This window comes from Bacillus sp. B-jedd (genome assembly GCF_000821085.1).
GTDB lineage: Bacteria > Bacillota > Bacilli > Bacillales > Cytobacillaceae > Bacillus_D.
Window position 1 is genome coordinate 946,498 of sequence record NZ_CCXR01000001.1, and the last position, 25,162, is coordinate 971,659.

The following is a 25,162-nucleotide window of genomic DNA, read 5'->3' on the forward strand; positions in this document are numbered from 1 at the left end:
AAAAAAGGGGGGAGGAGCATGATGACTTTTTTAAATGAAATTCTTTTCACGGAAGAAGAACTGAAAACAGTCCTGCTAAAGGTTAAAGCGGGGGCGAGTGTGGTCGGGGAACAGAAACAGCACATTGTGAAATCGATGCTCGCACATATCGGATCGGCTGACAGCGTGCTGAGGGACAAGCTGATCTACGGTTCTTTTTGCAAAATGATTCTGGAGGGACAATTGGAGGAGGAGCAGTTAATCAATTTGTTCGAGTCATCCCTGAGTGAGTCATACCTTTTTAAAGGGATCGGTGAGAAGGGGACGGACACAGTTTTCACCAGGTCGTTTACATCCCTGCTGATCGCTCTGATCCTATATAAGGATGGGGAGGATGATATCTTGCCCGCAAGCATGGTGGAAACGGCGAAGGAACGTCTGCTAGAGTACATACAGGCGGAGAGGGATTTAAGGGGCTTTGTACCCGGCAAAGGTTGGGCGCACAGCATCGCCCATGCGGCGGACGCCATTGATGAACTCGTCAAAAACCAAAAAGTTGGCAGTGAAGATTTTTCTGGCCTCCTACAGGTGTTGTGGGATAAAATGCTCGTCAGCGAGTCCGTCTATATCCGCCAGGAGGAAGAACGAGTGGTCGTTCCAATCGTGGCCATGCTGCAAAGAGGGCTTGATCAGAACGAAGTGGTAGCATTACTGAAAAATACACCCGAAAAAATAAAAATTAGCCGGGAGGTATTAGGGGAAGAACACTATTGGAATTTAGTCGCGAACGCTAAGAACTTCCTGAAAAGCCTTTACATAAAATCCGGCACCGTGCCAGTAATGAGTGCGTTGCGGGAACCTATTCTAAAAAGCTACGATAAAATTTAAAATCTCCTTGCAAAAAATTCAAGGCTTATCGCCATATTAAGAGATAAGCCTTTTTCCATTTTAGCAAAAACTCCGCTTCATTTCTTTTTAAAAGGATGGTTGTATTTTTGCAAAAGGCTTGCGAATTGCCTTTGTTCCTCTTCAGACCAGCTTTTAAAATTCTCGGCCAGGGCAGCGAATCTCAGTTTCCTGTGCTCGAAAAATTCCTGTTTGCCAAGTTCGGTTATTTGCAGGGAATACGCCCTGCGGTCAAGCGGATCGGGCATTCTCTCGACAAAGCCTTTTTGCTCGAGAGCGGCCGTCTGCCGGCTTAAAGTCGAAATATCGAGGTCAGATTCTTCTGCAAGAGTCTTCACCCCAGCCGGTCCGTCGGAAAGAATCCGGTACAAAATCAAGTAGGCGGAACGATCAAGATGGCCGATTTTCCGGTTGGCGGACGTGATGCGCCGGATGAGGAGGGCCAGCTCGAGATCGATAATTTCCAAACTTTTGTCTTCCATGGCTAAATCCTCGCTTTTCCTTACTTTCTAATACTAATCGTATCATAAGCACCCTAATATTAAAATTTTTCCTGGCCGGATCGGGAACCGTTCACTCTCCATGGCATATTGACAAATCCTATAATAGTTGTATAATACAATAATGTGGTTTCATAATACAACTAATTTATTTGCATCATAGAAAAAGGGGAAATGAATATGCCAACACTAGAACAAACGGGATCTGCTGTTCCTGTGGCGGACGCTCAGGCAGTTAAAAAATCAAAAGGCTCGCTACTTAGCCAGCCAAAGGCAGTCTGGGCGGTCTTTTTTGCCTGTATCATCGCTTTTATGGGGCTTGGCCTTGTCGATCCGATTCTTGTCGCCATCGGGGAGCAGCTTCACGCGACACCAAGCCAGGTCACCTTGCTTTTTACAAGCTATAATGCGGTCATGGCCGTTGCGATGCTGGTTACCGGGATGATTTCTTCAAGGCTTGGCATCAAATGGACATTGCTTTCGGGGATTGTCATCATCGCGGTATTTTCCGGGATGGGCGGTCTTTCAAATAATATTTGGGCGCTCGTCGGCTTGCGCGGGGGCTGGGGGCTGGGCAATGCCTTGTTCGTTGCGACTGCATTGGCCGCAATCGTCTCTCTTTCAAAAAGCGGCACCGCCAAGGCGATTATCCTGTATGAAGCGGCCATCGGACTAGGCATTTCAGTCGGTCCGCTGCTTGGCGGCTGGCTCGGCAGCATGTCTTGGAGGGGGCCATTTTTCGGCGTTGCCGCATTAATGGTGATTGCCTTCATCGGTTTGATCACTCTCATGCCGGGCTCAAAGTCACAACCTGACGCGCCGAAAGTGAAATCTTCAATCAAAGATCCATTTCGTGCCTTAAAACACCGCGCTCTATTGGTGTTCGGAATCGGGGCGGCGTTGTACAATTTCGGCTTTTTCACTTTGCTAGCATTCGCGCCATTTGTGATGGGGTTGGATGAACACGGGATCGGATATGTATTCCTTGGCTGGGGCCTCCTGCTTGCGATTACCTCTGTTTTTACGGCGCCGTTTTTGCAAAAATGGTTTGGGACTGTGAAAGCGATGTGCCTCATGCTGTCGTTGTTCGCACTTGTTCTCGCGGTGATGGGCATTTGGACTTCGACGCAATGGGTCATCATCGCCTCGGTCATTTTTGCAGGCGCGCTACTTGGGAATAACAATACTCTTATCACTACCGCAGTCATGAACTCTGCGCCAGTTGAGCGGGCAACCGCCTCGGCGGCCTACAGCTTCCTTCGGTTCATCGGCGGTGCCATCGCGCCGTTCCTGGCTGGAAAACTCGCCGAATGGTTCAATCCAAGTGTGCCGTTTTTTGTCGGAGCTGGGTTCGTTCTGTTGTCGGTCATTTTTATCGCTGCGAACCATCAGCATGTCAAGCATGTCGATGAAGCGTATGCCAGCCATTAATATATAGATGGATAGGCTAAGTTATCCCTGATTGTTGATTTTCACTCCGGGGACATGCTTTCCGCGGGGCGGACCGTGGAGCCTCCTCGGCGTCCTAGACGCCTGCGGGGTCTCCACGTGCCGCTGCATCCCGCCGGAGTCAGTCCCCTCCGTTCCAATCAATTTCATCGAAAGTCACCCTCCACCTTTAATTGAGCCTATGGATAAAGCCCGAGCGACTTAGAGTCGCCGGGCTTTTTTTTCCCGGAATAAATTAATTTAGGACTTTGTTTAATACGTTCTCGGTTCCGTTAATAGTAATCGATTCTAGAACAAGCCTGCCTTCATCGTTCAAATAGTAATAGTGCACATTGCTTTCGTCTTCAGTCCTGACAGACACCATCCAGTTTAGGGAGCCAGGCAAATGAGCTATGAACGCTTCGGTGTGAAAAGAATCCCTAGGAAGCTGTTCCTGAACTGTTAAATATTCAATTACTGCCCTTTCTGTTGTTTTGAATTTGTATTGTACGTACCCAAAAACAATACTTATGATCGTAATAAAGCCTAAAAGAAGTTTCCCGGCTATTTTCATTTAAGCACCTCAGATGGTATATGATTTTAGTGTAATTTTACACTTTTTTATTCTGATTTGTCACCATGTTTTTCCATTTTATTTTTGCTAAAGAACATAAAGATTCCCTATTGCCCTGGACAGGCGGGTTTCTATACTATGGAGTTATTAGAGGAATCGGTGGGGGTGGCAAGATGGCGAGACGCGAACCGCTTGAGGCAGCACAGGCATTTATTACGAAACGGTATCCGGATTGTGAAGCTGCCATATTGGCTGGCAGCGTTGTCCGTGGGGAAGCGACGGAAACTTCGGATTTGGACATCGTCATTTTTGATGAGGCTATCCCATTCTCTTATCGGGAATCGCTGGTGGATGAAGGATGGCCGATTGAGTTGTTTGTCCATAATCTCACTTCCTACAGGCATTTTTTTGAAATGGATAAAGAGGATGCGAAGCCAACGATGCCGCGAATGGTTGCCGAAGGGATTGTTTTGAAAGGAGAGGCAGTGCTCGACCCGATTCGGAAAGAAGCGAGGCAACTGATGGAGGCGGGTCCGGACGAATGGCCCGAGGACACCATCATTACAAAGCGATATTTCATTACAGATTTGCTTGATGATTTTATCGGCTGCAATGACAGGGGCGAAGAGTTATTTATCGCCAATGCGCTCGCAGACTTGGCGGTTGAGTTCGTGCTGAGGACGAATAGGAAATGGCAGGGGACATCGAAATGGGTCGTCCGTTCCTTAAAACACTATGATGAACCGTTCGCGGAGCGATTGATTAATGCACTTGATGCCTTTTACAGGACCGGTGCGAAGGATCTGCTTATCGACATCGTCGATGAAATCCTAAAGCCGTATGGAGGCAGGATGTTTGAAGGCTTTTCTTTGGGCAAAATAAACATCTAAAAGTGCCTTGGAGGAAAATAAACTTTTTTTGCATCCAAAAAATACTTGCACTTATATAGGTTGAACTTAATAATTAAACTATTTTATTTGAATAAGCTGGTTGATTGGAGCTCAGGCATGAAGACTCCTGCGGGATTGAGCGGCAAGGGGAGACCCCGCAGGAGCGGCGCGACGAGGAGGCTCCACTGACGCCCCGCGGAAAGCGAAATGCCCAGAGTGGAAATCAACCACTACGTTCCCGTTTGAGTATTAATCTTTACTTCAACCTATATAGGTTGACTTTTGCAAAATATTGAAGCAAAAATGAAACGTGTACAGAATTTTATTTTGCCTAAACAGCCCTCCGTTCCAATACGGTTGGGAAAATTGTTCACAATTAGACAGTCGAAGGAGCATATTGATGGAAAAGCACAGTGCAGAATACTGGATAAATCAGCTGGGACTTGAACCGCATCCTGAGGGAGGATTCTACAGGCAGACCTATAAATCCGGGGAAGAAGTCCCGGGGCGGGAGAGGGTGCTATATACAAGTATCTATTTCCTGATGACCACGGGGAACATATCTCATCTCCACCGGCTGCAGTCGGATGAGCTTTGGTACTTCCATGCTGGCGATTCATTGTCCGTCCATATGATCCATGAAAATGGAGAGTATGAGGAAGTCCGCCTTGGTTTGAACCTCGAGAAGGGGGAAGTGCTTCAGCTGCTTGTCCCGAAAAACACGATTTTCGGTTCATCTGTTTTGCAGGAGAATGCGTTTGCTCTTGTTGGCTGCATGGTATCGCCAGGATTTGAATTTAAGGACTTTGAAATGTTCACGCAGGAAGAACTTTTGCGCGAATACCCTCAGCACGAGGAAGTCATCCGCCTCATGGCCTATGAGAAGCTTCCAGAATAATTGTGGGATAGTGTTTCAAGATTTTAATGTTATTGTGAGGTTGGATGGGAAATGCTTTCCATTCAGTAAAGGAAATGTAAGAAAAGCTGCTTCGGCGGCTTTTTTTTGTGGCTGAAATGGCTGCTGCCCCCATTTATGTATGAAGATCCATCCATTTTAAGTGGGTGGCTGGTGGTTATGGGAAATAATTTCGTTCCGTTCATTTTATCGCTCAACTTTTCAGCAGGTATCGCAAAATTTTTTCATATATCAATAACTTTTTCGTTTTATCGATAACTTTTTAGGTTATTTCCAAATCTTTCACAATAAATGGGACGAATTAATTGAAATATATCCATTTAAAGGGAGTGTGTTCTTCTCACCAAACGCACATTCGCTTGGGAAATATTTAGCAATTTTTTCTGTAGGGGTCCTTTTTCTGTCTGAATATTCTTTTTAATAAAAGGGAAAAAGTGATACACTGGGATAAATGGAAGGAAAAGGGTGAGGGAATGAGTTCATGGAAAAACCCGATTCTGTTATTGGCGGGGATTGGCGTTTCATATTTAGGCAGCTGGATTTATTTGATTGCCCTGAATATTGCCGTCCTGGATTTAACCGGATCGGCTGCAGCAGTCGCTGGCCTGTACATTATCAGGCCAATCGCGGTGTTAATCACAAACACTTGGTCGGGCAGTGTCATTGACCGGGTAAACAAACGGAAGTTGATGATCGCAACCGACATAGTCAGGGGACTATTGGTCATCATCATTCCTTTTACGGATTCACTTTGGCTTATTTACTTTATTATGCTGTTAATTAACGTGGCTGGAGCGTTTTTCGGACCTAGCTCGACCGTTTATATTGCAAAATTGGTCCCTGAAGAAAACCGCCAGCGCTTTAATTCGATCATGAGCATGACAGCATCTGGCGCGTTCCTGCTCGGACCGGCGATTGCCGGAGCGCTCATCATGTTGGCCGGAACGGACATCTGCATCATTATCAATGCCATTTCATTTATCATCTGTGCTTTCTTTATTTACCTTTTGCCTAATGTCGATGAAGAGAATCAGGATGCAAGGGAGCGGATTCGGCTCGAAACATTGGTCCAGGATTGGAAGGCAGTCAGAAACTTTGTTAAAGGCGCTCAGCTATTCATCGCCATTTATTTACTGTACCAGGGAGCGACCTTAATTGGTTACGCGCTTGACCCGCAGGAAGTAACGTTCATTAAAAAACATCTTGCCCTATCGACACAGGATTATGGTTTGATAGTCAGTATCACGGGAGTTGGCGCGCTGGCCGGATCATCTGTCGCTGCGATGGCGGCGAAGAAAATCCCGCTGAAATATTATCTTGGCGGCGGGATGCTGCTTCAATCAGTAGGCTATATCGCTTTTTATTCGTCTGTTGACTTTTTTACCGCGACGGCGTCGTTCGTGTTTCTCGGCTTCTTTATGGCGTTTGCGACCGCAGGATATGCAACATTTTTCCAAAATAAAGTCCCGATTGACTTGATGGGAAGATTCGCCAGTGTCGCTGAAATGGCCCAAGGCCTCATCCAGATTTGCCTGACACTTGTAGTGGGGTTCCTGGCAGAATGGTTCACCGTCCAATTCGTCTGCATCGCATTTTCCGTAGTCGGAGCGGCTTTCTCAATCATACTGTTAACAACCATCATCAAACCATCCAAAAGCGCTTATTTCAACGAAAAAACCCAAGGCGTCCCAAGCTAAACCAAAAACATACAAACCAAAAAGACGGGTTCCCCCACCCGTCTTTTTTTATTTGGCCGATTTCAGTGAAGAGATGACGCTCTGAGCAATGCGCAAATCCTCGGCCAATTAGCGGTGCCCTGCTTTGCTATCTGCCAAGGTAGCGGTTGAGTTCTTCTGCTTTGACATTTTTGAAGATGTTGATGACGAATAGGAGGACGGAAAGGACGAGAAGGTTCGGGAAGATCATGAGCAGGAACATGAGTGATTCGTTACCTAGGAGCAGGAAGATAAGGCCGAGCATGAATAATGGCAATGAAATGTTATAAAGCCAGAAATGAAGTTTGGCGAGCAGTGTTTCGCCTGCTTTCGGGAAGAGGACGTAAACAACGCCAAAGAGTCCCATTGAAGCCCAGCCAACAAGGTTAATGTGGGCGTGAGCGCCCATGAGGCTGTGATCGCCGGCCATCTCCATGCCAATGCCCATCCCGACGCCAATTAAAAAGTAAAGAGCGGCGAGTTTAAGAAAAAGGATTCCCAGTTTCACAAAAAACACCTCCTTAATCATAATATTGGTACGTAATTAATATACGTTGGAAACAAGATTATTATGAATATTCCAACTTTTTAAAGCTGCTAATATCATATGGCCTCAAAAACCAATCGTGAGGCCATTTTTGCAAAAGTAAATACCTCCTTGAGTCATATAAAAAAAGAAGCCAGCTAATAAAAAGAAAAAGCCCGCCAAAAGGGGGCTTTCGAAATTAGCATTAAATTATCGTCTGAACAAATCAAATAACTGGTTTGCTGCTCCCGGGCGGCGGGGCGGATTCTTCATATCGCGCGCCATCTGCAGAGCACGGTTCACATCGATGATGCCGCTTCCGAATTGGGCGTCCGGGCCTTTGAGGCCGGTGTCGGCCGCCGATTTTTTAATAATCCTTGCGACCTGCCTGTTTGAAAGCTTTGGATTTTCAGAACGGATTAATCCTGCAAGGCCGGCGACATGCGGGGAGGCCATTGATGTTCCAGACAGCGCGGCATATCGGCTGCGGAAATAGGTGCTCGGAATATAAACGCCCGGTGCCGCCACATCAACATAGGTGCCATAATTCGAAAACTCCGCGAGCCCGCCGTCATGGTCGACAGCGGAAACGGCCAGCACTTGTGGATAGGAAGCGGGATACGTCGGCTGTCGGGAATGGTCGTTGCCCGCTGCCGCTACAATAACCACATCACGCTTGTGCGCGTAATCAATCGCTTCCTTCAAAGCGCGGGAAGGCTGGTAATTGCCAAGGCTAAGGTTGATTACCTTCGCGCCGTTGTCAGTTGCCCAGTAAATTCCCTTGGCAATATCAAATGTTGTTCCATAACCGTCTTTACCCATTGCTTTGACCGGCATGATTTTATTGAACCATGTAATCCCGGCGACTCCAAGGCCATTATTCGTCTCTGAAGCAATTATCCCTGCCACATGGGTACCATGGCCATTATCGTCATCGGGATTGTTGTTGTCTTTTAGAACATTATAGCCGCGGACAAGCCTGTTCTTTAAGTCGGGATGGTTAAGGTCTACTCCTGTATCGACAAGAGCGATCGTTATATCCTTGGAGCCGCGCGAAATCGACCAGCCATTCTCCGTGCCAATCGCGGGGAGATTCCATTGGTACTGTTCACGGTAAAACACATCATTAGGCATGGGAAGGGCGTTCTGCATCAGAATATAATGCCGCTCCGCGAACTCGACGTCTTTTCTTTTGCCAAAATAATCGATCAACTGTTTGGTATTTAATGAATTCGACTTGAAAATATAGGTGGAGTTGAAATGATTCAGCAGTTCCCCATTAATTTCCCGCTTGATCCTCGAAAGCTCCTCCACAGAAGGATGGCCCATGAAATCAACGACAGCCTCATCTTTGACAAAATGGCTCGCATCCCGGTCATTATGATAAATCCAGTCAATTTTCGGGTGCTTTTCGAGCAATCTCCTCGTTTCCCCGCCATTCCAGACGTTATCCAATTCCGTAATTCGCAGCAGATGGCCGTCCCGCTCATGCAAATGCCGCAGCCCCTCCGTCATCTGTACCCGCGACGTCCGCTGCCTGCCTGTGTCCCCATCATCCAAAAACAACACGCCGCCCGCCAACATGGCAACAACCACAATTCCGCCGGCAACCAAAAACCTTTTTAACACCAACATCACCCCAAACAAAACTCTCTTATACCTATAGGGTGCAAACGAACCGCCGAAAATAACGGCGGAAATTAATGGGAAGCATTTAAAGGAATTTGTTACTTAAAGCAGAATGTTATTAACGAAGAGGAAAAGGGGGAAAATCTATGTTTCCACAATTAGAGACTGACAGGCTTTTACTGAGGGAAATTAGAAGTGACGACGCGGAAGCTCTTTTCGCTTGCTTTTCAAGTGAAGAGGTAACCCGCTTTTATGGAATGGAAACGATGGATGGCTTATTGCAGGCTGAAAACCTGATTGAGCTGTTTTCAAGAAGATATGAAGAAAAAGTCGGCATTCGCTGGGGGATTGAAAGGAAGGGGGAAGCCGGCCTCATAGGTACAATCGGCTTCAATTCCTGGAACCCCAAAAACAAACGGGCAGAAATAGGCTATGAGCTTCATCCGGAGCATTGGCGAAAGGGATATGTTTCGGAGGCATTGGCAAAAGTACTTTCCTATGGCTTCGAAGCGCTTGACTTAAACCGCATCGGAGCAGTCGTTTTCCCCGAAAACGAGGCTTCAAACAGACTTTTGCATAAAGCCGGCTTTGAAAAGGAAGGGCTTTTAAGGGAATACATGTGCCAAAACGGAATTGCGCATGATACAAATAGTTATTCGATATTAAAAAAATCATTCATAGAGGCTCAGGCTAGGCAAAATGGTGAAGCTGTGCCAGCTGCAAATTAAATAACCCCGCCCGGCATAAAATGATAGAGGAAGCCGCAGACAAAGTGTAGAATATAAGTGCAGACAAGATAATCCCTTAAAGGAAGCGGGTGTTTGTTTTGATCGAAACGAAAAAGGAAGTTATGAGCTGGGGAAAGTCGTTTTTAATTGCTCTTATTATCGCGCTGGCAATCCGGGCCTTTTTATTCTCGCCTTATATAGTCGATGGAGCGTCGATGGAACCGACTCTTCATGATCACGAGAAAATATTCGTCAACAAACTGGGCTCCGTCCAGAGAGGGGACATCATTGTCATCAAAGGTACCGGGGAGAATTATGTGAAGCGGGCTATCGGCTTTCCGGGAGACTCAGTTGAAGTGAAAAATGATCAATTATTTATAAATGGGAAACAAATAAAAGAACCTTATCTTTCTGAAAATCTGAAGGAGGCAAGGCTTCTCGGCGGCAAGCTGACAGGGGACTTTGGACCTTTAACCGTCCCAAAAGGGTCGCTGTTCGTCATGGGTGACAACCGACTGAAAAGCATGGACAGCCGCAATGGCCTTGGACTTATCAAGGAGTCGGCCGTCATTGGAAAAAGTGAATTTGTCTTCTTTCCCTTTTCAGATATCCGGACAGTAGAGTAATGATCGAAGCTGTTGATTTAAACAAATTATGAATATCCGTGCAAAAGTAAATAAAAACGGGTCCTGCCGCTGAAGCGGAGGGCCCGTTTTCGTTATGGGAGCCGGGTGCAGAACCCGGTCCTTACTCTTGTGTCTGCGGTGCTTTTTTGAACACTGTCTTGTTGATGAACGGAAGGACGTAGCGGTCAAGACCGTATTTACCTGCGTTAGCGCCTGCGACCAGGATGATGAAGCCCATCAGGATGTCAGTCGGGTTATGGCTCACAGTACCGGCAAGCATGAAGCTGAAGTTCATCACAAGTCCGAAGAACATAGCCGCGCTAGTGAGGCAGCCGAGAATCAGGCCAAGGCCGACAAGGAATTCACCCCAAGGAATCAGGACATTGAACAGTTCGACATTCGGAATGGCGAAGGCGTTCAGGAAGTTAACATACCAGCCATAGACGATTCCGTCCGGACCGGCGACCGGGTTGGCTGCGGCGCCTTTCAGGAAGCCGGCAGCGTCAAATCCTCCAGTGATTTTGTGGTAGCCGGCAGTCAGCCAGGCATACCCGAGATAGATCCGAAGGACGGCAAGAAGAGCGGCAGCAACTTTGTTTTCTCTTAAGAATTTGTTAAACATGAATAATTCCCCTTTTCGTTTTGAATTTAAATACGTTGTTTACACTGTTATCATAATCCGGTTTCCAATATTACGGTAGGGGATTTCCAGTATATTCAATAATTAGACAAAGCTTCTTGGCAAAACTGTGACAATGGTCACAACTAGATTTTTAAAAATGGCTCAGTTAATCGTGAGTGTTGATTTTCAATGAAGTTGATTGGAACGGAGGGGACTGACTCCGGCGGGATGAAGCGGCACGTGGAGACCCCACAGGCGTCTATGACGCCGAGGAGGCTCCATAAAGAATGCTCCTGCGCCACAGACTATTCGGGGAAGCGAACCTTCAGCTCGTCGCAAAGCTGCACGAAGCGAATTCATGGATGTTTCTCATGAAGTTGGTTCAGGTAGATGCTTCGCCCCGCGGAAAGCATGTCCCCGGAGTGGAAATCAGCAATCAGCAATAAAGGATAACCGAGTCTTAAAAATAAAAAGCCCCCTTCACCTGCGTGAAGGGGACCAATGTTTCTACATATGATTACTGTTGGAATTGCTTTTCTTTTTTGAGCACTGTTTTGTTGATGAATGGAAGGACGTAGCGGTCAAGACCGTATTTACCTGCGTTGGCGCCCGCGACCAGGATGATGAAGCCCATCAGAATGTCAGTCGGGTTATGGCTCACAGTACCGGCAAGCATGAAGCTGAAGTTCATCACAAGTCCGAAGAACATGGCCGCGCTAGTCAGGCAGCCAAGGATCAAGCCAAGGCCGACAAGGAATTCACCCCAAGGAATCAGGACATTGAACAGTTCGACATTCGGGATGGCGAAAGCGTTCAGGAACTCAACATACCAGCCGTAGACAATTCCATCCGGTCCTTGCACAGGATTGGCTGCTGCTCCTTTCAAGAAGCCGGCAGCATCAAAGCCTCCAGTCAGTTTGTGGTAGCCGGCAGTCAGCCAGGCATATCCGAGATAGAAACGAAGAATCGTAAGAAGGACGGCGGCAATATCATTTTTTCTTAAGAAAGAGTTAAACATGGAACATTCCCCTTTTCGTTATTAATTTTAATATGATGATTACACTGTTATCATAAATCGATTAACAACATTGCGGTAGGGGATTTCCAGTATATTCAATAATTAGACAAAGCTTCTTGGCGGAAGTGTGACAATGGTCACAACAGAGGTGGTGGTTTCGAGTTACAAGCGAATCCGAACCGATAAGAAAATCCTAACCAATTCTTCAAACTGCCGAAATAATTAAAAGCCGCAATCATCGTCCGATTGCGGCAAACTTGATTTATTCAAAATACAAGGTTCATTTTGCACATGAAAAAAGCCTCTACCCCCTGGTATAGGCTTTCTCCATTCCCACTCTAGGGAATATGAGGAGCAGACTTGCCCTATTCAGCAGTCATACCCTGCCTCAATTTAGCAGCTACTGCTAAATATACCATGGGCGACTTCAAACACTTCGCCCCGCGGCCACAAACCCGCCGCCCGAGAAAGCAAATCTTTCTCCAAAGTAGGCGTCCACACTGACAACCTGATAACCGATCCACATTAACACTAGTCAATGTACTGTTACCATTAACCATCACATTCCCGGTTATCCCTGTCCTGCGACGCTACATTACTTTCTTACCCGCATGAAACATTTTTAAAACCTTTTTTGCAAAAAAAATTAATTATTTTTTCCGGCGAGCCGCTTATGTAATAACAGGGCCACCCAAACAGCGAAAGAAACCCCAATCAACGTGAACAAATAAAATAAGGGAGAACCGGTCGTGCCAAATACAACTTCATTTTGGAGATAGGTGACGTTTTCCCATTGGCCGTCAATATCAGGGGTATAACTCGTTGTCTGGAAGTATCCTATCAAAAACATGCCTGAGAAATAAATAAAGTGCAGTAATGCTGAAAAGGTGACAGCTGTGATTAGATTTTTTATATTGCCTCCAAAAGCAAAGTAAACCATGCTATAATCCTAAACCCTAATCAATCTGGCTGGCAGCAGAGGTCGCCTTTGCCTGTTTCAAGAGCCGTTTTTAGGCTTCCAAGAACATCTGCCCAGGCGTTAGTGTGCCATTCGAATGCTTCGGCCCAGGCTTCATCCTCTTGGAAACCGATATGGTTGACGATAACCTTTGTTTGCTCTGGTCCCAGTTCTTCAAAATGGACCCGTACCTCTGTAAGGTTATTTTCTTGGTTCATTACATCCGCGAATGGGTCGGGACCTTTCCAAGTAAAATATAATTCCTTCTTTTCCTCAAGTTTCGTAATTTTGCAGCCACTGGTATTCATCCCGTTTTTATTGCCGGGTATAAAATAAAGTTCATAGGCGCCTCCGACCTTTGGGTCAATCACTGTTTCCGGTGCGAACCAAATGGCAACTCTCTCGCCGAGGGTCCATGCGAACCAGGCGAAATCGAGTGGTGCATTCACCACTACTTCTTTCCTAATCACTTTCTGATCTGCCGCAGTTTCCAAATCGCTTCCTCCTAAATGTAAAAACTTAGTATTCTTCCATCTTAACATGAGGAATAATCCAAAATGAAGAAAATTCGGAAAAAACTGTTTGCTTGGATGATGAATGTCTAATATGATGAGGAAACAGGAACTACGCTTGTTCCAAAGGGAGTTCTTGGGTTTTGAAGCCTTATGGTCATGGCAAAAAGCACCATCCAATCTGGATGATGCCTAATGGTTCGGTATTAGAATAAGCCTGCTTCTCTAGCTGCTTCAAAGCTATTGCGCGCGAATTGGAAGGGGTCGCCTGTATTTTCCCAGTGCATATACATCAGCCTAGGCTGATCAAATAGCCAATGGTTGTGGACCGCCGTAACGATAATGCCGCGCTTGCGAAGGGCTGTCATGAGCGGGTTGATTTCTTCCTGGAGAACAACGGATTCGCCAAGGTTCAACGTTCTGCCGTTCCGATTGTCTTCGAAGGACAAGGCGAAGGGCAGCGCTAGTGGGGATCGGGTCCGCCGGCCAAGAATCGTCGCATTAATATTACGATTTCGCTGGACGACACAGGCAGGTGTTGAGGTAATAACCGCTCCTCCGATGATGTTCGCAAGCCTTTGGCAAGTGGACATGCTGATGCCGCCGACATTCCCGCCTTGGTGGTCATGTTGGTGATGATGTTTTTTCTTGCCGGGATGATGGTGGCCAAACTCGGATTCAGCTTCTACTTCTGGTACCATCATGAAGTCTTCTTCAAAGCCGTCAAACGAACAGCCGCCAAAGCACTCAAGGAAATTCTGGTTTCCATGCCGATCATATTCTCTTCTTCCCATACTGATCACTCCTTTCTGCATTTCTACTAAACAGCATATTCCGAAAGCGTGATCCTGTATGGACAAGTTCATTAGGAACAAAGACCATTTTTGCAAAAAGAAAAAACGATAAGGAAATAGCAAGGCGATAGTAAAAGGATGGCGAAAAATTAACATGAAAATCCGCATCATAGGCTCGGTTGGGAGCGGAAAGACGACATTGGCGCGGCTGCTTTCACGCCAGCTGGACATTCCGTTTTACGAGCTGGACAATGTCGTCCGTGAACGGCTTCCATCCGGCGACAGGAGAAGGACGGAGGAAGAAATGGGGGAGTGCCTTGACGAAATTCTCCATATGGATTCATGGATTATCGAAGGCGTCCATAACGAGAACTGGACCTATGAAACATTCCGGCAGGCAGACGTGCAGGTTTACCTGGATCCACCTTATTCCACGAGGATATACCGGATCACCAGCCGATTTATTTTGCAAAAACTCGGCCTTGAAAAAGCGAATTACAAGGTTACTAACGATATGCTATTCAAAATGTTCAAGTGGAATAGGCATTTCGAACAGGTTGGCAGGCCGAATTTCTTTAATACATATGCGGATGAACGGAAACTGAAAGTCATTCGGAATAAACGGGAGTTAGCAGGATTTTTAAAGGATCTTTTTTAAGAAAGGGAGGCATGGAAAAGTGGAATACACCATTCGAAATATGAGAATAGAAGATACAAAGCAAGTCCAACAGGTGGCAAAAACGAGCTGGAACGCAACTTATGAAGGGATTATCCCAGCAGAAATCCAGAAAAGCTTTTTAAACTCCGCCTATAGTGACGAAATGATGAAGAGGCGGATGGAATACTCGCTCATGCTGGTTGCCGAGGTTGCAGGGGAAATTGTCGGTTTTGCCAATTATTCTAAAGTCAAAGAAGGCGGGAAAGTTGAACTCGCCGCCATTTACCTTTATCCCGAGTGCCAAGGAAAGGGAATTGGCACAGCGTTGTTGAACGAGGGGATCGCCAAGCTGGAAGGCATAAAAGAACTTTACATCAATGTTGAACGAGACAACCTGATTGGCAGGACTTTTTATGAAGCGAAGGGTTTCACGGTAATTGGAGAATTTGATGATGATTTTGACGGGCACATTCTTAAGACGGTTAGGATGTTACTGAGATTATAATTAATCAATTCTACTAAAAAGCGCTATCAATTAAACTTTGATACAAGGTCTCTTATCTTTGGACAGGATTTCGCTTTTTCACTTGATGGTTGTCCGAAGTGATTCTATCTTCGGACAGGATATTGCTATTTCATAGGCGGGTTGTCCGAAGTCACCTCATCTTCGGACAGGAAATTGCTATTTCATAGGCAAGTTGTCCGAAGTCACTTCATCTTCGGACAGGATGTCGCTTTTTTGCTGGCAAGTTGTCTGAAGTCATCCCATCTTCGGACAGGATATTGCTATTTCATAGGCGGGTTGTCCGAAGTCACCTCATCTTCGGACAGGATATTGCTTTTTCGCAGGCAGGTTGTCCGAAGTCATCCCATCTTCGGACAGGATGTCGCTTTTTTGCTGGCAAGTTGTCCGAAGTCATCCCATCTTCGGACAGGATGTCGCTTTTTTGCTGGCAAGTTGTCCGAAGTCATCCCACCTTCGGACTGGATATTGCTTTTTCGCTGGCAGGTTTTCCGAAGTCATCCCATCTTCGGACAGGATGTCGTTTTTTTCAGGCAAGTTGTCCGAAGTCATCCCACCTTCGGACAGGATATTGCTTTTTCGCAGGCAGATTGTCCGAAGTCATCCCATCTTCGGACAGGATGTCGCTTTTTTGCTGGCAAGTTGTCCGAAGTCATCCCACCTTCGGACAGGATATTGTTTTTTCGCAGGCAGGTTGTCCGAAGGCAATAGAATCTTTTCTTATAGGTAAACGTTGGAATAATGTGGTAAAATGAATGAGGGGGAGGATGAAACATGGACCAAAACACTCAAACAAACACTAGTTCAGTAATATCCTTAACGGTTGGCATTTTGGCATTATTATTACCTTTAATCGGTTTAATCCTTGGAGTTATCGGAATCATTTATTCAAGAAAAGCTGTAAAACAAATTAACCAAACAGGTGAAAATGGCGGAGGATTAGCAACCGCAGGACTGGTTTGCAGTATTGTTGGGATCATTCTGTCCCTTCTTGCCGTGATCGGATATATTTCATTTTTATCATTAACTACTATTAGTGGATAAATGATAGGATCTGCCTATTTAAAAAAGTGATTGTCATTTCTTATGCTTAATTATAATTATGTGCTCAAAAAGGAACCTGATGATTTGAACATCAGGTTCCTTCGTTTTCCTCTACATTCTCCAATAAGTTCTCGGCCCGTTGCTTACGAGAATCGCATTTTTAGGAACTTGTTTACTGACAAGGAGAAAATTTAGCAAATCTACCGATGATGCGAGTGAGTTTATTAGAATGAGTATTTTCAACAATGTCGTCAGCAATCCGAATGCACTTAAGATTAAGGGGATAATAATAGAAATAATAACGAACGGTGCTAACGTAATAAGGATAAATCGGCATTTCGGAATTTTTTCCTCCGTCGCAACAAATCCGCCAAACCAGGTAAGCCCAATCAGCGTGTTGTCTGATCTCAAGAAGTTTGGGATCAAAACCAAATGAAGCAGTTCATGAATGATTAACAATAACAAGAAAGACAGGATAATTCCAGGATGAATCGTAATCATAACACCATCATCCTCAATCCCAAACTCTTTCAAAGAAAAAGGCAATAGCAGGTTCAACATCCAGAAGGAAAATAGGCCAGCGCCAATCATAAAAGGAATCGACGCTAAAATGGCCGTTGATATATTATTTGGTTCCTTCAAGGGGGTCCAACCATTGTCAATCAATTCCTTATGTAATCCTTCATTAAATTGTGGGATCCTGTTTTGGATTTTCATTTAATCAACTCGCAATCAAGTAGTCAAATAACATTTACAAAAGTTAGCTTTTCCTGCCCGACTGCCTCAGTGCGCGTCTTTCCTGCGCCTGTTTATACAGTTCTCGTTCCTCGTCTGTTTCAGGGATCACTCCAGGAACGGCAGTAGGTCTATTGTCGCCGTCAATCGCAACCATAGTTATAAATGAATCGGTTGTCAGCCTGCGTTCCCCTGTATCGATATGTTCACATTCCACTTTCACATATACTTCCATTGAAGTCCTGCCTGTCGAAATGACGAATCCTTCTATTGTAAGAATATCTCCCAATTTAACTGAAGACCGGAAATTGACTTTATCGATTGAAGCGGTCACGACCGCTGTTTTGCTGTGTTTTATCGCGGCAATGGCGGCGATTTCATCAATCAGCGCCAGGATCTTCCCGCCGAAAATTGTTCCCATATGATTCGTATCTGGCGGCAGGACGAGTTTTGTCTGGATAGTCCGCGATACATTTGTCGATAGCTTCTGTTCCATGATGAATTCCCACTTTCCTCTAGTTGTTCTTAACTTTTGTAAAAAAAGATAAAATCCATCTCCTAAAAAGAGGATGGATCTAAATTAAAGGTTTACCAATTCAAAATAGTAAAAACCCAACCCGTCATATATATTTAATGTAATACAAAATGCTCTATCTGCCAAACAATTGCAGTTTAAAGCACGTGAATGGCCGATGCGAGAAGTACGGGGGAGAGATGGGCGTGTTAAAAGACTGGACGCTGTTTGAGAAAATCTGGCTTTTAGTATTTACTGCGGTCAATATCTTTTTATTTTTTGCCTGGGACGATACGTTGATTGGATTGATCAGTTCGATCACCGGCATGTTATGTGTCGTTCTCGTCGCGAAAGGGAAAATTAGCAACTATTATTTCGGGATTATCCAAACCGGCACGTATGCTTACATTTCCTACGGCTATGGCTTGTACGGGGAGGCTATGCTGAACGCATTGTTTTATTTCCCGCTCCAATTCATCGGGATTTATTATTGGAAAAAGAATCAGATTGGCGAGGGGACAATCGGTGAAGATGTCGCCGTCAAGCGGTTGAATAAAAAGCAGTGGGTCTGGGTGAGCATCATCACCATCGTCTCTTCGGCCCTTTATGCCGAACTCCTTCACCTGATTGGCGGCCAGCAGGTTCGTATCGATTCAGTCGCCGTGGTCGTGTCGATCATCGCGCAAATCCTGATGGTCAAGCGGTTTGCAGAGCAATGGGCGCTGTGGATCCTTGTCAATGTCCTGTCGATTGCGTTATGGGCAATCACGCTTTATAAAACAGGCGGGAATGACTACAACATGCTCGTCATGTGGAGCGCTTTTTTGATTAACAGCATTTATGGCTATATTAACTGGATCAAAATGTCCAAGAAACAGGGAGTGGCAATCGGATGACGATTGGCAAAGTTGGCATGTATGGAGGCAAGTTCTACCCGGTCCACATGGGCCATGTCGCTGCGATGATACGGGCGAGCACAATGGTGGATGAACTTCATGTCATCGTTTCCTATGATGACCGGTTTGAAAGGGAAGTGATTTTGCAGGATGCAAAAATCCCGCATATTCCCTATTACATCAGACTTCGCTGGTGGACTGAACTGACGAAACAACTGCCGCACGTCTATGTCCATGCTGTTGAAGAAATCCAGACTGGCCAATTCACCGATTGGGAGAAAGGGGCCGCCGCGATGAAAGCGGCCGTCGGCAAAGAAATCGATATTGTCTTCAGTTCGGAACCCGCCTACAGCGGCTATTTTGACAAGCTGTATCCATCTGCAGCGCATGTCGTTCTCGACGCGGGCCGTGATGCTTACCGGATTTCAGGGAAGGAGCTCCGCAATGAGGGGCCTATGAAGCATTGGGAACTGCTGCCTGATGTCGTAAAGCCCTATTTTGCAAAAAAGGTCGTCATCGTGGGCACGGAAAGCTGCGGGAAATCGACGCTGGCGAACAACCTGGCCACTCTTTACAACACTGCTTATGTGGAAGAGTACGGAAGGACATTTTATGATGAAATCGGCGGCTGTGAAGGAATCACAATCGAGGAGGACTATCCGAGGATCGCTTTCGAGCACAAGAACAGGGAGAGCCGGGAGCTCAAGCGGGCCAATAAGGTGCTGATCATTGATACGGAAGCCATCGTCACCCAGTACTTCTCCATCGCCTACTTAGGCAAAAGACAGCCCGTCCTCGATGAAATAGCCAAGCTTCAGAACTATGATTTATGGCTGTTTCTTGAGCCAGACGTGGAGTGGGTCGACGACGGCACCCGTTCTTTCGGAGAACAGGAAGTCCGCGAAAGGAACAACGGCATCCTGAAGGACCTGTTTCGGGAGCATGGCGTTTCCTATCAAATAATTAGCGGCAATTATACGGAAAGGCTTGAAAAAGCAGTCCGGCTCATTGATGAATTAATCAGGGAATAAGATTTCTGCAAAAAAGACACGGAAAAAAGGGCTTAAATTCGTAAGGGGTCCTGTAACCAGCCATAAAATTAAATAAAGTAAAACAAATCGACCATTAAATTGCAGATGCAATTGATGGTCGTTTTTTTGATATCCAGGCAATTATATAAATCTTAATTTTTCCGCGAGTTGGCGCATAAACCCTCTGAATTGACGCATACTCGGCATGGAATGGAGCATAAGCGAGTCGAATCCGCTCATAAACAAGGTGAATCGGCGCATAAAACAGGTATCTAACCCCAATAGTAAAACCACTTCTTTTTTATGTACGTTTAATACTGATGCTGGCTTCTTCATTTTTGTCATCGTCCCATACTACCTGAATTTCATAGGTTCCTTCTTCGAAAAAATAAGGAAAACTTCTCCGGATTGATTTTTGCATGGGAAGGTTGGATGTTTCGCTGATTGGAACCCAGACAGGTTTACCCTCAGTGGGATCCTCCAGCAAAGTTCCTTTAAAATCCTTGGTAATATAATTGAAAATGATATACCGGTCATTTTTCTTCGGATTTACATATTCATAGAGGATTTTAAATTGCAAATTGCTGACATCGAGGCCGGTTTCTTCTTTCACCTCACGGATTGCCGCCTCTACGAAGCTCTCCGGAAAATCGACCTTTCCGCCTGGCGGAATGAACTCCTTCGTCATGCTGCCGGTCAAGAAGCAGCACAGAATCCCCATTCTGAACCATGCAGACGGTCCAGAATTTATAGTTTATCGCATTCTCCACCTATGTTCCCCTTGAGCATCCAAGTCTTTTTAAAGTTTATTTTACCAAACTTTTCTAAATAGAAAAGATAAAGTAAACTTGAATTAAAGGGAGAAGGGGGCTGGGTAGATGAGGCGTTTATTAATATTTCTCTCGTTTTTACTACTCTTATCCGCCTGCATCGATAATCAAGAGGAAGTCAAACTAAAAGATAAAATCATCTCCAGTTTTCAAGAAGAGGGGATACATTTAGAAGTTCAGAAAGATAACTCCAAAAGCTTTGATTTTCCGGAGTCGAAAGAAGAAAATTATGATTTTGAGGGTGGAAGGATCATTTTGTTTTACAATTTTGGTAATCGGGAGAGAATAAAGGAGCGAATTGATGGGAATTTGGCCGTAATGGAATTTACGCATTCGCCCGAGGTTTATTATTATGATGACTTCGCGATAATCTATTTTCCTCACACCGATCATCAGGAACTGAATGAAAAAGTAAGGAATGCATTAGATAAATTGAAAGCTTAACTTAAACAAACGGAGGAAGATGGAACATGGCAGCTGAGATATTAAGGATATTCGACGATAACATGGTCTGCATCGGCCATAAACCACGGGAGGAAGTACATAGGGCGGGGGACTGGCATGAAACGTTCCATTGCTGGTTCACGGTGGGGGACGAGCTTCTTTTGCAAAAAAGGTCCCCGAATAAAAAGGACTATCCTGGCTTATTTGATATTACTTCCGCCGGCCATCTGACGGCTGATGAAACGATCGAGGATGGAATTAGGGAAGTGGAGGAGGAGTTAGGCGTCAAAGTTGAATTCAAGGACTTAATTCCGCTTGGTGTTTTGAAAGAGGAAATTATTCTTGAAAACATGTGTGACCGGGAATTCTGCCACGTATTTTTGTATGAGTGTGAAACAGTGCCGAATTTTATTTTGCAAAAAGAAGAAGTGGAGAGCATGTTTAAGGTGAAGCTTGAGGATGCAATTAAGCTGTTTGACGGCGCTGTACTGAAAGTGGAAGTGACGATGGGGGACGGAGGTGGAGAAAAACAACTCGTTGGTGTCGACGCCTTTGTCGGGCACGGGTCGTATTATCAAAAAGTGTTAGGAAGGATTAAAGAAATTAAAGCGAACGGGGAGTGATTGGCTATGTTAATGGAGCAGGAAACGATGGGGCTGCTGACTGGCGGTTTTTCGCTGATTATGGGAGTAGCACTTGTGATTGTGCTCTTGTTGTTATTCTCGAAAAAGGGTAAAGGGAATCGGCTGGCATACGGGTTTGTCATCGTGTTTTTCGCATTTTTCAGCTGGGCAGTCAGCCACGCGCTTGATGCAATCAGTTTTAATGTTGACCACCCGATGGCTTCAGAGGAAATTTCACTGCGGCTAGGAACTGCAGGTGTCCTATGGGGAGTCAGCATGTTGTTTTTAATGGTGGGGTTAGTGAAGTTTTCTTTATTCAAAGGGTCTAATTGAGTTGAGGTCTTAGGAGGTATTTGGATGAAACCACGAATATCAGTTATAACTCTGGGTGTAGATGATTTGGAAAGGTCGTTGAAATTCTATAAGGACGGACTTGGGTTGCCAACAAAAGGAATAGTGGGTCAAGAATTTGAGCATGGTGCCGTTGCATTTTTCGATTTGCAGCCAGGATTAAAACTCGCGATTTGGAATCGCAAAGATATTGCTCATGACACAAACATTAACCAGACTCCAATGAGTCCAACTGAATTTACGATTGGCCATAATGTTGAGAGTAAAAAAGAGGTCGATAAGATAATGGAACAGGCAAGAATGGCTGGAGCGATTATTACGGTTCCACCACATAATACCTTTTGGGGAGGATATTCTGGATACTTTCAAGATCCAGACGGCCATTTGTGGGAAGTAGTTTGGAATCCAGCCTGGGAATTTACTGAATAATGTTAAGTAAAATATCATTTCAATTAGTTTATAAACCTCTAATGAAACCAGAACGTCTAATTCTCCCGCAGTTCATTTTATGTAAAACCATGCTTTTTAGAAACGGAAAACGCTGTCTGTAGGTCGGTGTTCTTGAGGTGAGGTCAGCCTTCCACAATAGCCAAATATTTCAGTAGCCTTCCATCAACATCTACGAGCAAAATATCGCCTCTTTCCTTGGCTGAATAAATCTTCGCGCCGACCGGAAGTTTATTGGCCATTCCATCTGCGAACTGGTCGGTCTGTGAGTTTGTCTTTTTAATCTCCCCGACCTGCACCTCTTTTGTCAAAACTAATTCTTCGACCCAATCAACATTCGTTTTATAAATCACACCCTCGTGCTGAAAAATATCCGCGCCCGGCTCAAGAAGCAGAACCTCCTCGGCATCGATTTGACCAATGGTCACTTCATTCGTTTTGCTGGCCGCATAGCAGCCTCCCAAAAAGATGAGAACCGAAAGGATGTACACAAATTTTCTCACGCAAAAATCCCCCTTTCATAAATAGACGAGTGGACGGGGTATTGTGTGGCACTTATTAAATTTCTAAGGAAATTGAGGCAAAGGCAAATACAATGAACAATTCAACCCTCATTTCCTCACCACCCTTTTCAAAAAAAAAATCGAGACAGCCTTGGACATTTGCCCTGTATTCTGTCCCGACCATGTCTCTATTTTTGTTTTGCCTGCTGCTCGAGCAATTCTATAATCCTATCAAGCTTTTGGTCTGTCTCGCGCATCAGTTGCACTCTTGAGCTTGTGTTAATCAGTAAACGCCTAATAAATAGCGTGAATGATAAAATCCCGAGCAGAATCAGCATCAAAAACCCAAGTTGAAAAATCATATCGCCCATCTAATATGTACCTCCCGGTTAGTATTTTATTTCCTATTTCCCTTTTAACAGTTCAATTGCCATGTCCAAAGTCTCATCTTTGCCTTTCGCAACACCTTCAAGGGTGCGTTCAACAAGGACATCCGGCTGAATCCCTATGGACATGATTGAAATTCGATCCTTGTTCAATGTATCAGAAGCGGTCATCGTCCCGCGCAGGCTTTCGGCAATCTGGTAAATTTGATAGTCACCGAACGCGCCTGCTGTCGGCTGCCCGACAATCGTTCCAAGCTGATGATCCTTTATACTACTCAAATACAGTTCCGGCTGGCCGATCGTTTCAGAACTGACAAGAAAAATGGCTTTTCCTTTAAATGCAGGCGGGACAGGCTGCATACTCTCCTGCTTTTCAACAAAAGTAGCATTCTCCCTGTGAGGATATATCACCTGCATAATCCTTTTCCCTGGCCCAACTATTGGCTTCTCTGTCAGATGGCCGATAATTTCTTCGAAAAAAGCATCATCATACGCAGGGCTCCTCATATCAAAAATAACCCCACTCGCATTCATGAGTCCATTCAAATTGTTATGAAAAGGTTCCCGCGCATCAGTCGCAAGATTTATATAATAAACCCCGTTGCCAAGGTCCTTATAAGGGTTCTTCCATGTCAATCCGGAAAACACCCCATAACTATCGCTCCCTAACTTTACAGTATTTTTTTCGCCATTCCTGCTGTAGGTAACCTCGGCCTGATCAAGGTCGAGAATAGCATCAAGGGCTCGCCACTTTTTGAAATGAGGTGGCCCGGGAATTGTTTCGGACAGGGAATCGACATACCTATTCACCTCGACTCCGTTTATCGTATGCAAAACATCCCCCAGCCTAAGAATAGGGGAAAGGGAAGCTTCTGTTACCACAACCTTATCTTCAACAAAATCAAGGCTGAACTGCATGCGCCTCGTATCCTTGGTAAGATTCAAAAAAGAATAAGACGCCTGGACATCCCCGGTCTTTTCCATAAGCCTAGAGAGGACATTTACATACTCGAATAAACCTTTTGCGTCTGCGGCTTCCCTAAGAGATATCGCCAGTTGTCCGTCAAGATGAAGGGCGTTCTCCTCGACAGACGGGTAAAAGGGAACAATTAAGTATGGAGAGGGAAAGAAGTGTTCAAGCATATTCCAGGTTGAAACCACCCCGGCGTACCGGAAATTATCACTTTCACTCGTCAAGCCGGAATTCAATGCAGCTAATTCCACTTTCAGATTCTCATAAGCTTTCCAACTTTTCTTTGTAGTGCCAAGTGTTTGGCCATTATCTGTATAGAGGATAAGCGGAAGGGAGAACCGCAGCGATTTGCCGAGTTTTCCGTAATATTTTTCTTCCAGCTGTGGATAATCCGCGAACAGGCTTCCTTCCTCAAACGCATACCCTCCATTTACAATCGAAGCCGGCACGCGCTTGCTTTTATAAAGTGAACCATACATGCCGGGCGGCCCGTGATGCTGCCAGGCAATCACCGCATCCGTTTTCTTCACGCTCTTTTTAGGAGGTTTTTCACCCTCAAGATACAAAGAAAGGGTAGGGGCGATTGGCAAAAATAACTCTTCAAGGGCGGTCTTCAATTCTTTCTCATTCTGAGCGGACTTCACTTTGCTGACCCCGAAAATACCGAATCTGTTCCAATCCAGGCTTGCCGCTTCATCACTTGGATGGAAATAACGGACATAACCATAAAGCCGCCCGAATGCCTCGACATTCTCAATTGTGCGGTCTACGCTTGTTTTCTTTACTTTCAATTCAGCCTGCTTTTCGGGCATGTAATAAATCCCTGCAGTGACCAATGCCAACACAATAATGAATCCAATCATCCGAACTTTTCTAATCTCAA

The 25,162-nt window shown here is 45.3% G+C and carries 32 protein-coding genes and 1 pseudogene; 17 read left to right on the forward strand and 16 right to left on the reverse strand.

The features are described from left to right. The first annotated feature begins 18 nt into the window (after nucleotides 1–18). Complete coding sequence (locus BN1002_RS04800; RefSeq protein ID WP_048823878.1) at nucleotides 19–867, forward strand: DUF2785 domain-containing protein; 849 nt, start codon at nucleotides 19–21, stop codon at nucleotides 865–867. 77 nt (nucleotides 868–944) lie between these two features. Here BN1002_RS04800 and BN1002_RS04805 read toward each other — a convergent pair whose 3' ends face one another. Further along, complete coding sequence (locus BN1002_RS04805) at nucleotides 945–1,367, reverse strand: MarR family winged helix-turn-helix transcriptional regulator (RefSeq protein ID WP_048823880.1); 423 nt, start codon at nucleotides 1,365–1,367, stop codon at nucleotides 945–947. A 198-nt stretch (nucleotides 1,368–1,565) separates the two neighbouring features. Between BN1002_RS04805 and BN1002_RS04810 the strand changes: the two genes are divergently transcribed. Continuing rightward, entirely contained in the window at nucleotides 1,566–2,816 is a 1,251-nt protein-coding gene (locus BN1002_RS04810) for an MFS transporter (RefSeq protein ID WP_048823882.1), read from the forward strand. A gap of 253 nt (nucleotides 2,817–3,069) precedes the next feature. On the opposite strand, the gene BN1002_RS04815 is transcribed toward BN1002_RS04810, so the two are convergent. Then, nucleotides 3,070–3,387, reverse strand: a complete 318-nt coding sequence (locus tag BN1002_RS04815; RefSeq protein WP_048823884.1) for a hypothetical protein — start codon at nucleotides 3,385–3,387, stop codon at nucleotides 3,070–3,072. A gap of 173 nt (nucleotides 3,388–3,560) precedes the next feature. On the opposite strand from BN1002_RS04815, the gene BN1002_RS04820 reads away from it, so the two are divergent. The 3 genes from BN1002_RS04820 to BN1002_RS04830 all read left to right on the forward strand — a co-directional run bounded on the left by BN1002_RS04820 (nucleotide 3,561) and on the right by BN1002_RS04830 (nucleotide 6,890). Continuing rightward, the gene (locus BN1002_RS04820; protein ID WP_048823886.1) at nucleotides 3,561–4,277 is read left to right on the forward strand and encodes a nucleotidyltransferase domain-containing protein; all 717 of its coding nucleotides are present in this window, start codon (nucleotides 3,561–3,563) and stop codon (nucleotides 4,275–4,277) included. Nucleotides 4,278–4,677: 400 nt separating this feature from the next. Beyond that, entirely contained in the window at nucleotides 4,678–5,175 is a 498-nt protein-coding gene (locus BN1002_RS04825; protein ID WP_048823887.1) for a cupin domain-containing protein, read from the forward strand. A gap of 491 nt (nucleotides 5,176–5,666) precedes the next feature. Beyond that, complete coding sequence (locus BN1002_RS04830; protein WP_048823888.1) at nucleotides 5,667–6,890, forward strand: MFS transporter; 1,224 nt, start codon at nucleotides 5,667–5,669, stop codon at nucleotides 6,888–6,890. 127 nt (nucleotides 6,891–7,017) lie between these two features. Here BN1002_RS04830 and BN1002_RS04835 read toward each other — a convergent pair whose 3' ends face one another. Then, entirely contained in the window at nucleotides 7,018–7,416 is a 399-nt protein-coding gene (locus tag BN1002_RS04835; protein ID WP_331386295.1) for a cytochrome-c oxidase, read from the reverse strand. A gap of 228 nt (nucleotides 7,417–7,644) precedes the next feature. Then, nucleotides 7,645–9,069, reverse strand: a complete 1,425-nt coding sequence (locus BN1002_RS04840; RefSeq protein ID WP_082036134.1) for a S8 family peptidase — start codon at nucleotides 9,067–9,069, stop codon at nucleotides 7,645–7,647. Nucleotides 9,070–9,209: 140 nt separating this feature from the next. Between BN1002_RS04840 and BN1002_RS04845 the strand changes: the two genes are divergently transcribed. Both BN1002_RS04845 and lepB read left to right on the forward strand, forming a co-directional pair. Beyond that, entirely contained in the window at nucleotides 9,210–9,791 is a 582-nt protein-coding gene (locus tag BN1002_RS04845) for a GNAT family N-acetyltransferase (RefSeq protein ID WP_048823889.1), read from the forward strand. A 122-nt stretch (nucleotides 9,792–9,913) separates the two neighbouring features. Beyond that, entirely contained in the window at nucleotides 9,914–10,417 is a 504-nt protein-coding gene (gene lepB / locus BN1002_RS04850) for a signal peptidase I (RefSeq protein ID WP_048827741.1), read from the forward strand. A gap of 121 nt (nucleotides 10,418–10,538) precedes the next feature. Here lepB and BN1002_RS04855 read toward each other — a convergent pair whose 3' ends face one another. After that, entirely contained in the window at nucleotides 10,539–11,039 is a 501-nt protein-coding gene (locus BN1002_RS04855; protein WP_048823890.1) for a DoxX family protein, read from the reverse strand. A gap of 287 nt (nucleotides 11,040–11,326) precedes the next feature. On the opposite strand from BN1002_RS04855, the gene BN1002_RS23580 reads away from it, so the two are divergent. Further along, nucleotides 11,327–11,485, forward strand: a complete 159-nt coding sequence (locus BN1002_RS23580; protein WP_156129695.1) for a hypothetical protein — start codon at nucleotides 11,327–11,329, stop codon at nucleotides 11,483–11,485. Between the two features lie 71 nt (nucleotides 11,486–11,556). On the opposite strand, the gene BN1002_RS04860 is transcribed toward BN1002_RS23580, so the two are convergent. From BN1002_RS04860 to BN1002_RS04875, 4 genes are all read right to left on the reverse strand, one after another. After that, nucleotides 11,557–12,057, reverse strand: a complete 501-nt coding sequence (locus BN1002_RS04860) for a DoxX family protein (protein ID WP_048823891.1) — start codon at nucleotides 12,055–12,057, stop codon at nucleotides 11,557–11,559. A 646-nt stretch (nucleotides 12,058–12,703) separates the two neighbouring features. Beyond that, complete coding sequence (locus BN1002_RS04865; protein WP_048823892.1) at nucleotides 12,704–12,997, reverse strand: hypothetical protein; 294 nt, start codon at nucleotides 12,995–12,997, stop codon at nucleotides 12,704–12,706. A gap of 20 nt (nucleotides 12,998–13,017) precedes the next feature. Continuing rightward, entirely contained in the window at nucleotides 13,018–13,509 is a 492-nt protein-coding gene (locus BN1002_RS04870; protein ID WP_048823893.1) for an SRPBCC family protein, read from the reverse strand. Between the two features lie 224 nt (nucleotides 13,510–13,733). Then, nucleotides 13,734–14,321: a DUF1259 domain-containing protein gene (locus BN1002_RS04875; protein WP_331386296.1), complete on the reverse strand. Its 588-nt coding sequence runs from the start codon at nucleotides 14,319–14,321 to the stop codon at nucleotides 13,734–13,736. Nucleotides 14,322–14,475: 154 nt separating this feature from the next. Between BN1002_RS04875 and BN1002_RS04880 the strand changes: the two genes are divergently transcribed. Further along, nucleotides 14,476–14,979 (forward strand): AAA family ATPase, encoded by a 504-nt coding sequence (locus BN1002_RS04880; RefSeq protein ID WP_048823894.1) that lies wholly within the window; start codon nucleotides 14,476–14,478, stop codon nucleotides 14,977–14,979. 19 nt (nucleotides 14,980–14,998) lie between these two features. Further along, nucleotides 14,999–15,484, forward strand: a complete 486-nt coding sequence (locus tag BN1002_RS04885) for a GNAT family N-acetyltransferase (protein WP_197072742.1) — start codon at nucleotides 14,999–15,001, stop codon at nucleotides 15,482–15,484. A gap of 411 nt (nucleotides 15,485–15,895) precedes the next feature. Here BN1002_RS04885 and BN1002_RS23585 read toward each other — a convergent pair whose 3' ends face one another. Further along, the gene (locus tag BN1002_RS23585) at nucleotides 15,896–16,054 is read right to left on the reverse strand and encodes a hypothetical protein (protein ID WP_156129696.1); all 159 of its coding nucleotides are present in this window, start codon (nucleotides 16,052–16,054) and stop codon (nucleotides 15,896–15,898) included. 222 nt (nucleotides 16,055–16,276) lie between these two features. Between BN1002_RS23585 and BN1002_RS04890 the strand changes: the two genes are divergently transcribed. Then, nucleotides 16,277–16,546, forward strand: coding sequence for a DUF4190 domain-containing protein (locus BN1002_RS04890; protein WP_048823895.1), 270 nt, complete (start codon nucleotides 16,277–16,279; stop codon nucleotides 16,544–16,546). Between the two features lie 111 nt (nucleotides 16,547–16,657). Here BN1002_RS04890 and BN1002_RS04895 read toward each other — a convergent pair whose 3' ends face one another. Next, entirely contained in the window at nucleotides 16,658–17,263 is a 606-nt protein-coding gene (locus BN1002_RS04895) for a metalloprotease family protein (RefSeq protein ID WP_048823897.1), read from the reverse strand. A 43-nt stretch (nucleotides 17,264–17,306) separates the two neighbouring features. Then, on the reverse strand, nucleotides 17,307–17,777 hold the full coding sequence (locus BN1002_RS04900; RefSeq protein ID WP_048823898.1) for an acyl-CoA thioesterase: 471 nt from the start codon (nucleotides 17,775–17,777) through the stop codon (nucleotides 17,307–17,309). A 218-nt stretch (nucleotides 17,778–17,995) separates the two neighbouring features. Here BN1002_RS04900 and pnuC point away from each other — a divergent pair, with 218 nt between their 5' ends. Together pnuC and nadR are read left to right on the forward strand one after the other, a co-directional pair. Continuing rightward, nucleotides 17,996–18,691: a nicotinamide riboside transporter PnuC gene (gene pnuC, locus BN1002_RS04905; protein WP_048823899.1), complete on the forward strand. Its 696-nt coding sequence runs from the start codon at nucleotides 17,996–17,998 to the stop codon at nucleotides 18,689–18,691. Then, nucleotides 18,688–19,722, forward strand: coding sequence for a multifunctional transcriptional regulator/nicotinamide-nucleotide adenylyltransferase/ribosylnicotinamide kinase NadR (gene nadR, locus BN1002_RS04910; RefSeq protein WP_048823900.1), 1,035 nt, complete (start codon nucleotides 18,688–18,690; stop codon nucleotides 19,720–19,722). Before pnuC ends, nadR begins: the two co-directional genes overlap by 4 nt. Before the next feature lie 301 nt (nucleotides 19,723–20,023). Here nadR and BN1002_RS04915 read toward each other — a convergent pair. Beyond that, nucleotides 20,024–20,453 (reverse strand): annotated as a pseudogene (locus BN1002_RS04915) (8-oxo-dGTP diphosphatase). Between the two features lie 147 nt (nucleotides 20,454–20,600). Here BN1002_RS04915 and BN1002_RS04920 point away from each other — a divergent pair. Genes BN1002_RS04920 through BN1002_RS04935 form a run of 4 tightly spaced genes read left to right on the forward strand, consistent with a single transcriptional unit; the run spans nucleotide 20,601 to nucleotide 22,399 of the window. Continuing rightward, nucleotides 20,601–20,996 carry a hypothetical protein gene (locus BN1002_RS04920; RefSeq protein WP_048823901.1) on the forward strand — a complete coding sequence of 132 codons (396 nt, stop codon included), beginning with the start codon at nucleotides 20,601–20,603 and terminating at the stop codon, nucleotides 20,994–20,996. 26 nt (nucleotides 20,997–21,022) lie between these two features. After that, complete coding sequence (locus tag BN1002_RS04925; RefSeq protein WP_048823902.1) at nucleotides 21,023–21,619, forward strand: NUDIX hydrolase; 597 nt, start codon at nucleotides 21,023–21,025, stop codon at nucleotides 21,617–21,619. Between the two features lie 6 nt (nucleotides 21,620–21,625). Further along, on the forward strand, nucleotides 21,626–21,952 hold the full coding sequence (locus BN1002_RS04930) for a hypothetical protein (protein ID WP_048823903.1): 327 nt from the start codon (nucleotides 21,626–21,628) through the stop codon (nucleotides 21,950–21,952). Between the two features lie 24 nt (nucleotides 21,953–21,976). Beyond that, nucleotides 21,977–22,399 (forward strand): VOC family protein, encoded by a 423-nt coding sequence (locus BN1002_RS04935; protein WP_048823904.1) that lies wholly within the window; start codon nucleotides 21,977–21,979, stop codon nucleotides 22,397–22,399. 143 nt (nucleotides 22,400–22,542) lie between these two features. Here BN1002_RS04935 and BN1002_RS04940 read toward each other — a convergent pair whose 3' ends face one another. The 3 genes from BN1002_RS04940 to BN1002_RS04950 all read right to left on the reverse strand — a co-directional run bounded on the left by BN1002_RS04940 (nucleotide 22,543) and on the right by BN1002_RS04950 (nucleotide 25,142). Beyond that, nucleotides 22,543–22,920: a hypothetical protein gene (locus BN1002_RS04940; RefSeq protein ID WP_052445614.1), complete on the reverse strand. Its 378-nt coding sequence runs from the start codon at nucleotides 22,918–22,920 to the stop codon at nucleotides 22,543–22,545. Nucleotides 22,921–23,108: 188 nt separating this feature from the next. Next, nucleotides 23,109–23,291 (reverse strand): DUF4083 domain-containing protein, encoded by a 183-nt coding sequence (locus BN1002_RS04945; RefSeq protein ID WP_048823905.1) that lies wholly within the window; start codon nucleotides 23,289–23,291, stop codon nucleotides 23,109–23,111. Nucleotides 23,292–23,324: 33 nt separating this feature from the next. Continuing rightward, entirely contained in the window at nucleotides 23,325–25,142 is a 1,818-nt protein-coding gene (locus BN1002_RS04950; protein WP_048823906.1) for a S41 family peptidase, read from the reverse strand. Nucleotides 25,143–25,162: the final 20 nt, after the last annotated feature.

Bases quoted from the DNA above. Each gene is read 5' to 3' on its own strand.
- BN1002_RS04810 (WP_048823882.1), top strand. From the start codon at position 1,566: ATGCCAACACTAGAACAAACGGGATCTGCTGTTCCTGTGGCGGACGCT.
- BN1002_RS04950 (WP_048823906.1), bottom strand. From the start codon at position 25,142: ATGATTGGATTCATTATTGTGTTGGCATTGGTCACTGCAGGGATTTAT.
- BN1002_RS04875 (WP_331386296.1), bottom strand. From the start codon at position 14,321: ATGGGAAGAAGAGAATATGATCGGCATGGAAACCAGAATTTCCTTGAG.
- BN1002_RS04900 (WP_048823898.1), bottom strand. From the start codon at position 17,777: ATGGAACAGAAGCTATCGACAAATGTATCGCGGACTATCCAGACAAAA.
- BN1002_RS04890 (WP_048823895.1), top strand. From the start codon at position 16,277: ATGGACCAAAACACTCAAACAAACACTAGTTCAGTAATATCCTTAACG.
- BN1002_RS04825 (WP_048823887.1), top strand. From the start codon at position 4,678: ATGGAAAAGCACAGTGCAGAATACTGGATAAATCAGCTGGGACTTGAA.
- BN1002_RS04805 (WP_048823880.1), bottom strand. From the start codon at position 1,367: ATGGAAGACAAAAGTTTGGAAATTATCGATCTCGAGCTGGCCCTCCTC.
- BN1002_RS04830 (WP_048823888.1), top strand. From the start codon at position 5,667: ATGAGTTCATGGAAAAACCCGATTCTGTTATTGGCGGGGATTGGCGTT.
- BN1002_RS04920 (WP_048823901.1), top strand. From the start codon at position 20,601: ATGAGGCGTTTATTAATATTTCTCTCGTTTTTACTACTCTTATCCGCC.
- BN1002_RS04895 (WP_048823897.1), bottom strand. From the start codon at position 17,263: ATGAAAATCCAAAACAGGATCCCACAATTTAATGAAGGATTACATAAG.
- BN1002_RS04800 (WP_048823878.1), top strand. From the start codon at position 19: ATGATGACTTTTTTAAATGAAATTCTTTTCACGGAAGAAGAACTGAAA.
- BN1002_RS04845 (WP_048823889.1), top strand. From the start codon at position 9,210: ATGTTTCCACAATTAGAGACTGACAGGCTTTTACTGAGGGAAATTAGA.
- BN1002_RS04935 (WP_048823904.1), top strand. From the start codon at position 21,977: ATGAAACCACGAATATCAGTTATAACTCTGGGTGTAGATGATTTGGAA.
- nadR (WP_048823900.1), top strand. From the start codon at position 18,688: ATGACGATTGGCAAAGTTGGCATGTATGGAGGCAAGTTCTACCCGGTC.
- BN1002_RS23585 (WP_156129696.1), bottom strand. From the start codon at position 16,054: ATGACTTCGGACAACTTGCCTGAAAAAAACGACATCCTGTCCGAAGAT.
- BN1002_RS04855 (WP_048823890.1), bottom strand. From the start codon at position 11,039: ATGTTTAACAAATTCTTAAGAGAAAACAAAGTTGCTGCCGCTCTTCTT.
- BN1002_RS04925 (WP_048823902.1), top strand. From the start codon at position 21,023: ATGGCAGCTGAGATATTAAGGATATTCGACGATAACATGGTCTGCATC.
- BN1002_RS04865 (WP_048823892.1), bottom strand. From the start codon at position 12,997: ATGGTTTACTTTGCTTTTGGAGGCAATATAAAAAATCTAATCACAGCT.
- pnuC (WP_048823899.1), top strand. From the start codon at position 17,996: ATGGGCGTGTTAAAAGACTGGACGCTGTTTGAGAAAATCTGGCTTTTA.
- BN1002_RS04930 (WP_048823903.1), top strand. From the start codon at position 21,626: ATGTTAATGGAGCAGGAAACGATGGGGCTGCTGACTGGCGGTTTTTCG.
- lepB (WP_048827741.1), top strand. From the start codon at position 9,914: ATGAGCTGGGGAAAGTCGTTTTTAATTGCTCTTATTATCGCGCTGGCA.
- BN1002_RS04840 (WP_082036134.1), bottom strand. From the start codon at position 9,069: ATGTTGGTGTTAAAAAGGTTTTTGGTTGCCGGCGGAATTGTGGTTGTT.
- BN1002_RS04860 (WP_048823891.1), bottom strand. From the start codon at position 12,057: ATGTTTAACTCTTTCTTAAGAAAAAATGATATTGCCGCCGTCCTTCTT.
- BN1002_RS04945 (WP_048823905.1), bottom strand. From the start codon at position 23,291: ATGGGCGATATGATTTTTCAACTTGGGTTTTTGATGCTGATTCTGCTC.
- BN1002_RS23580 (WP_156129695.1), top strand. From the start codon at position 11,327: ATGCTCCTGCGCCACAGACTATTCGGGGAAGCGAACCTTCAGCTCGTC.
- BN1002_RS04820 (WP_048823886.1), top strand. From the start codon at position 3,561: ATGGCGAGACGCGAACCGCTTGAGGCAGCACAGGCATTTATTACGAAA.
- BN1002_RS04880 (WP_048823894.1), top strand. From the start codon at position 14,476: ATGAAAATCCGCATCATAGGCTCGGTTGGGAGCGGAAAGACGACATTG.
- BN1002_RS04815 (WP_048823884.1), bottom strand. From the start codon at position 3,387: ATGAAAATAGCCGGGAAACTTCTTTTAGGCTTTATTACGATCATAAGT.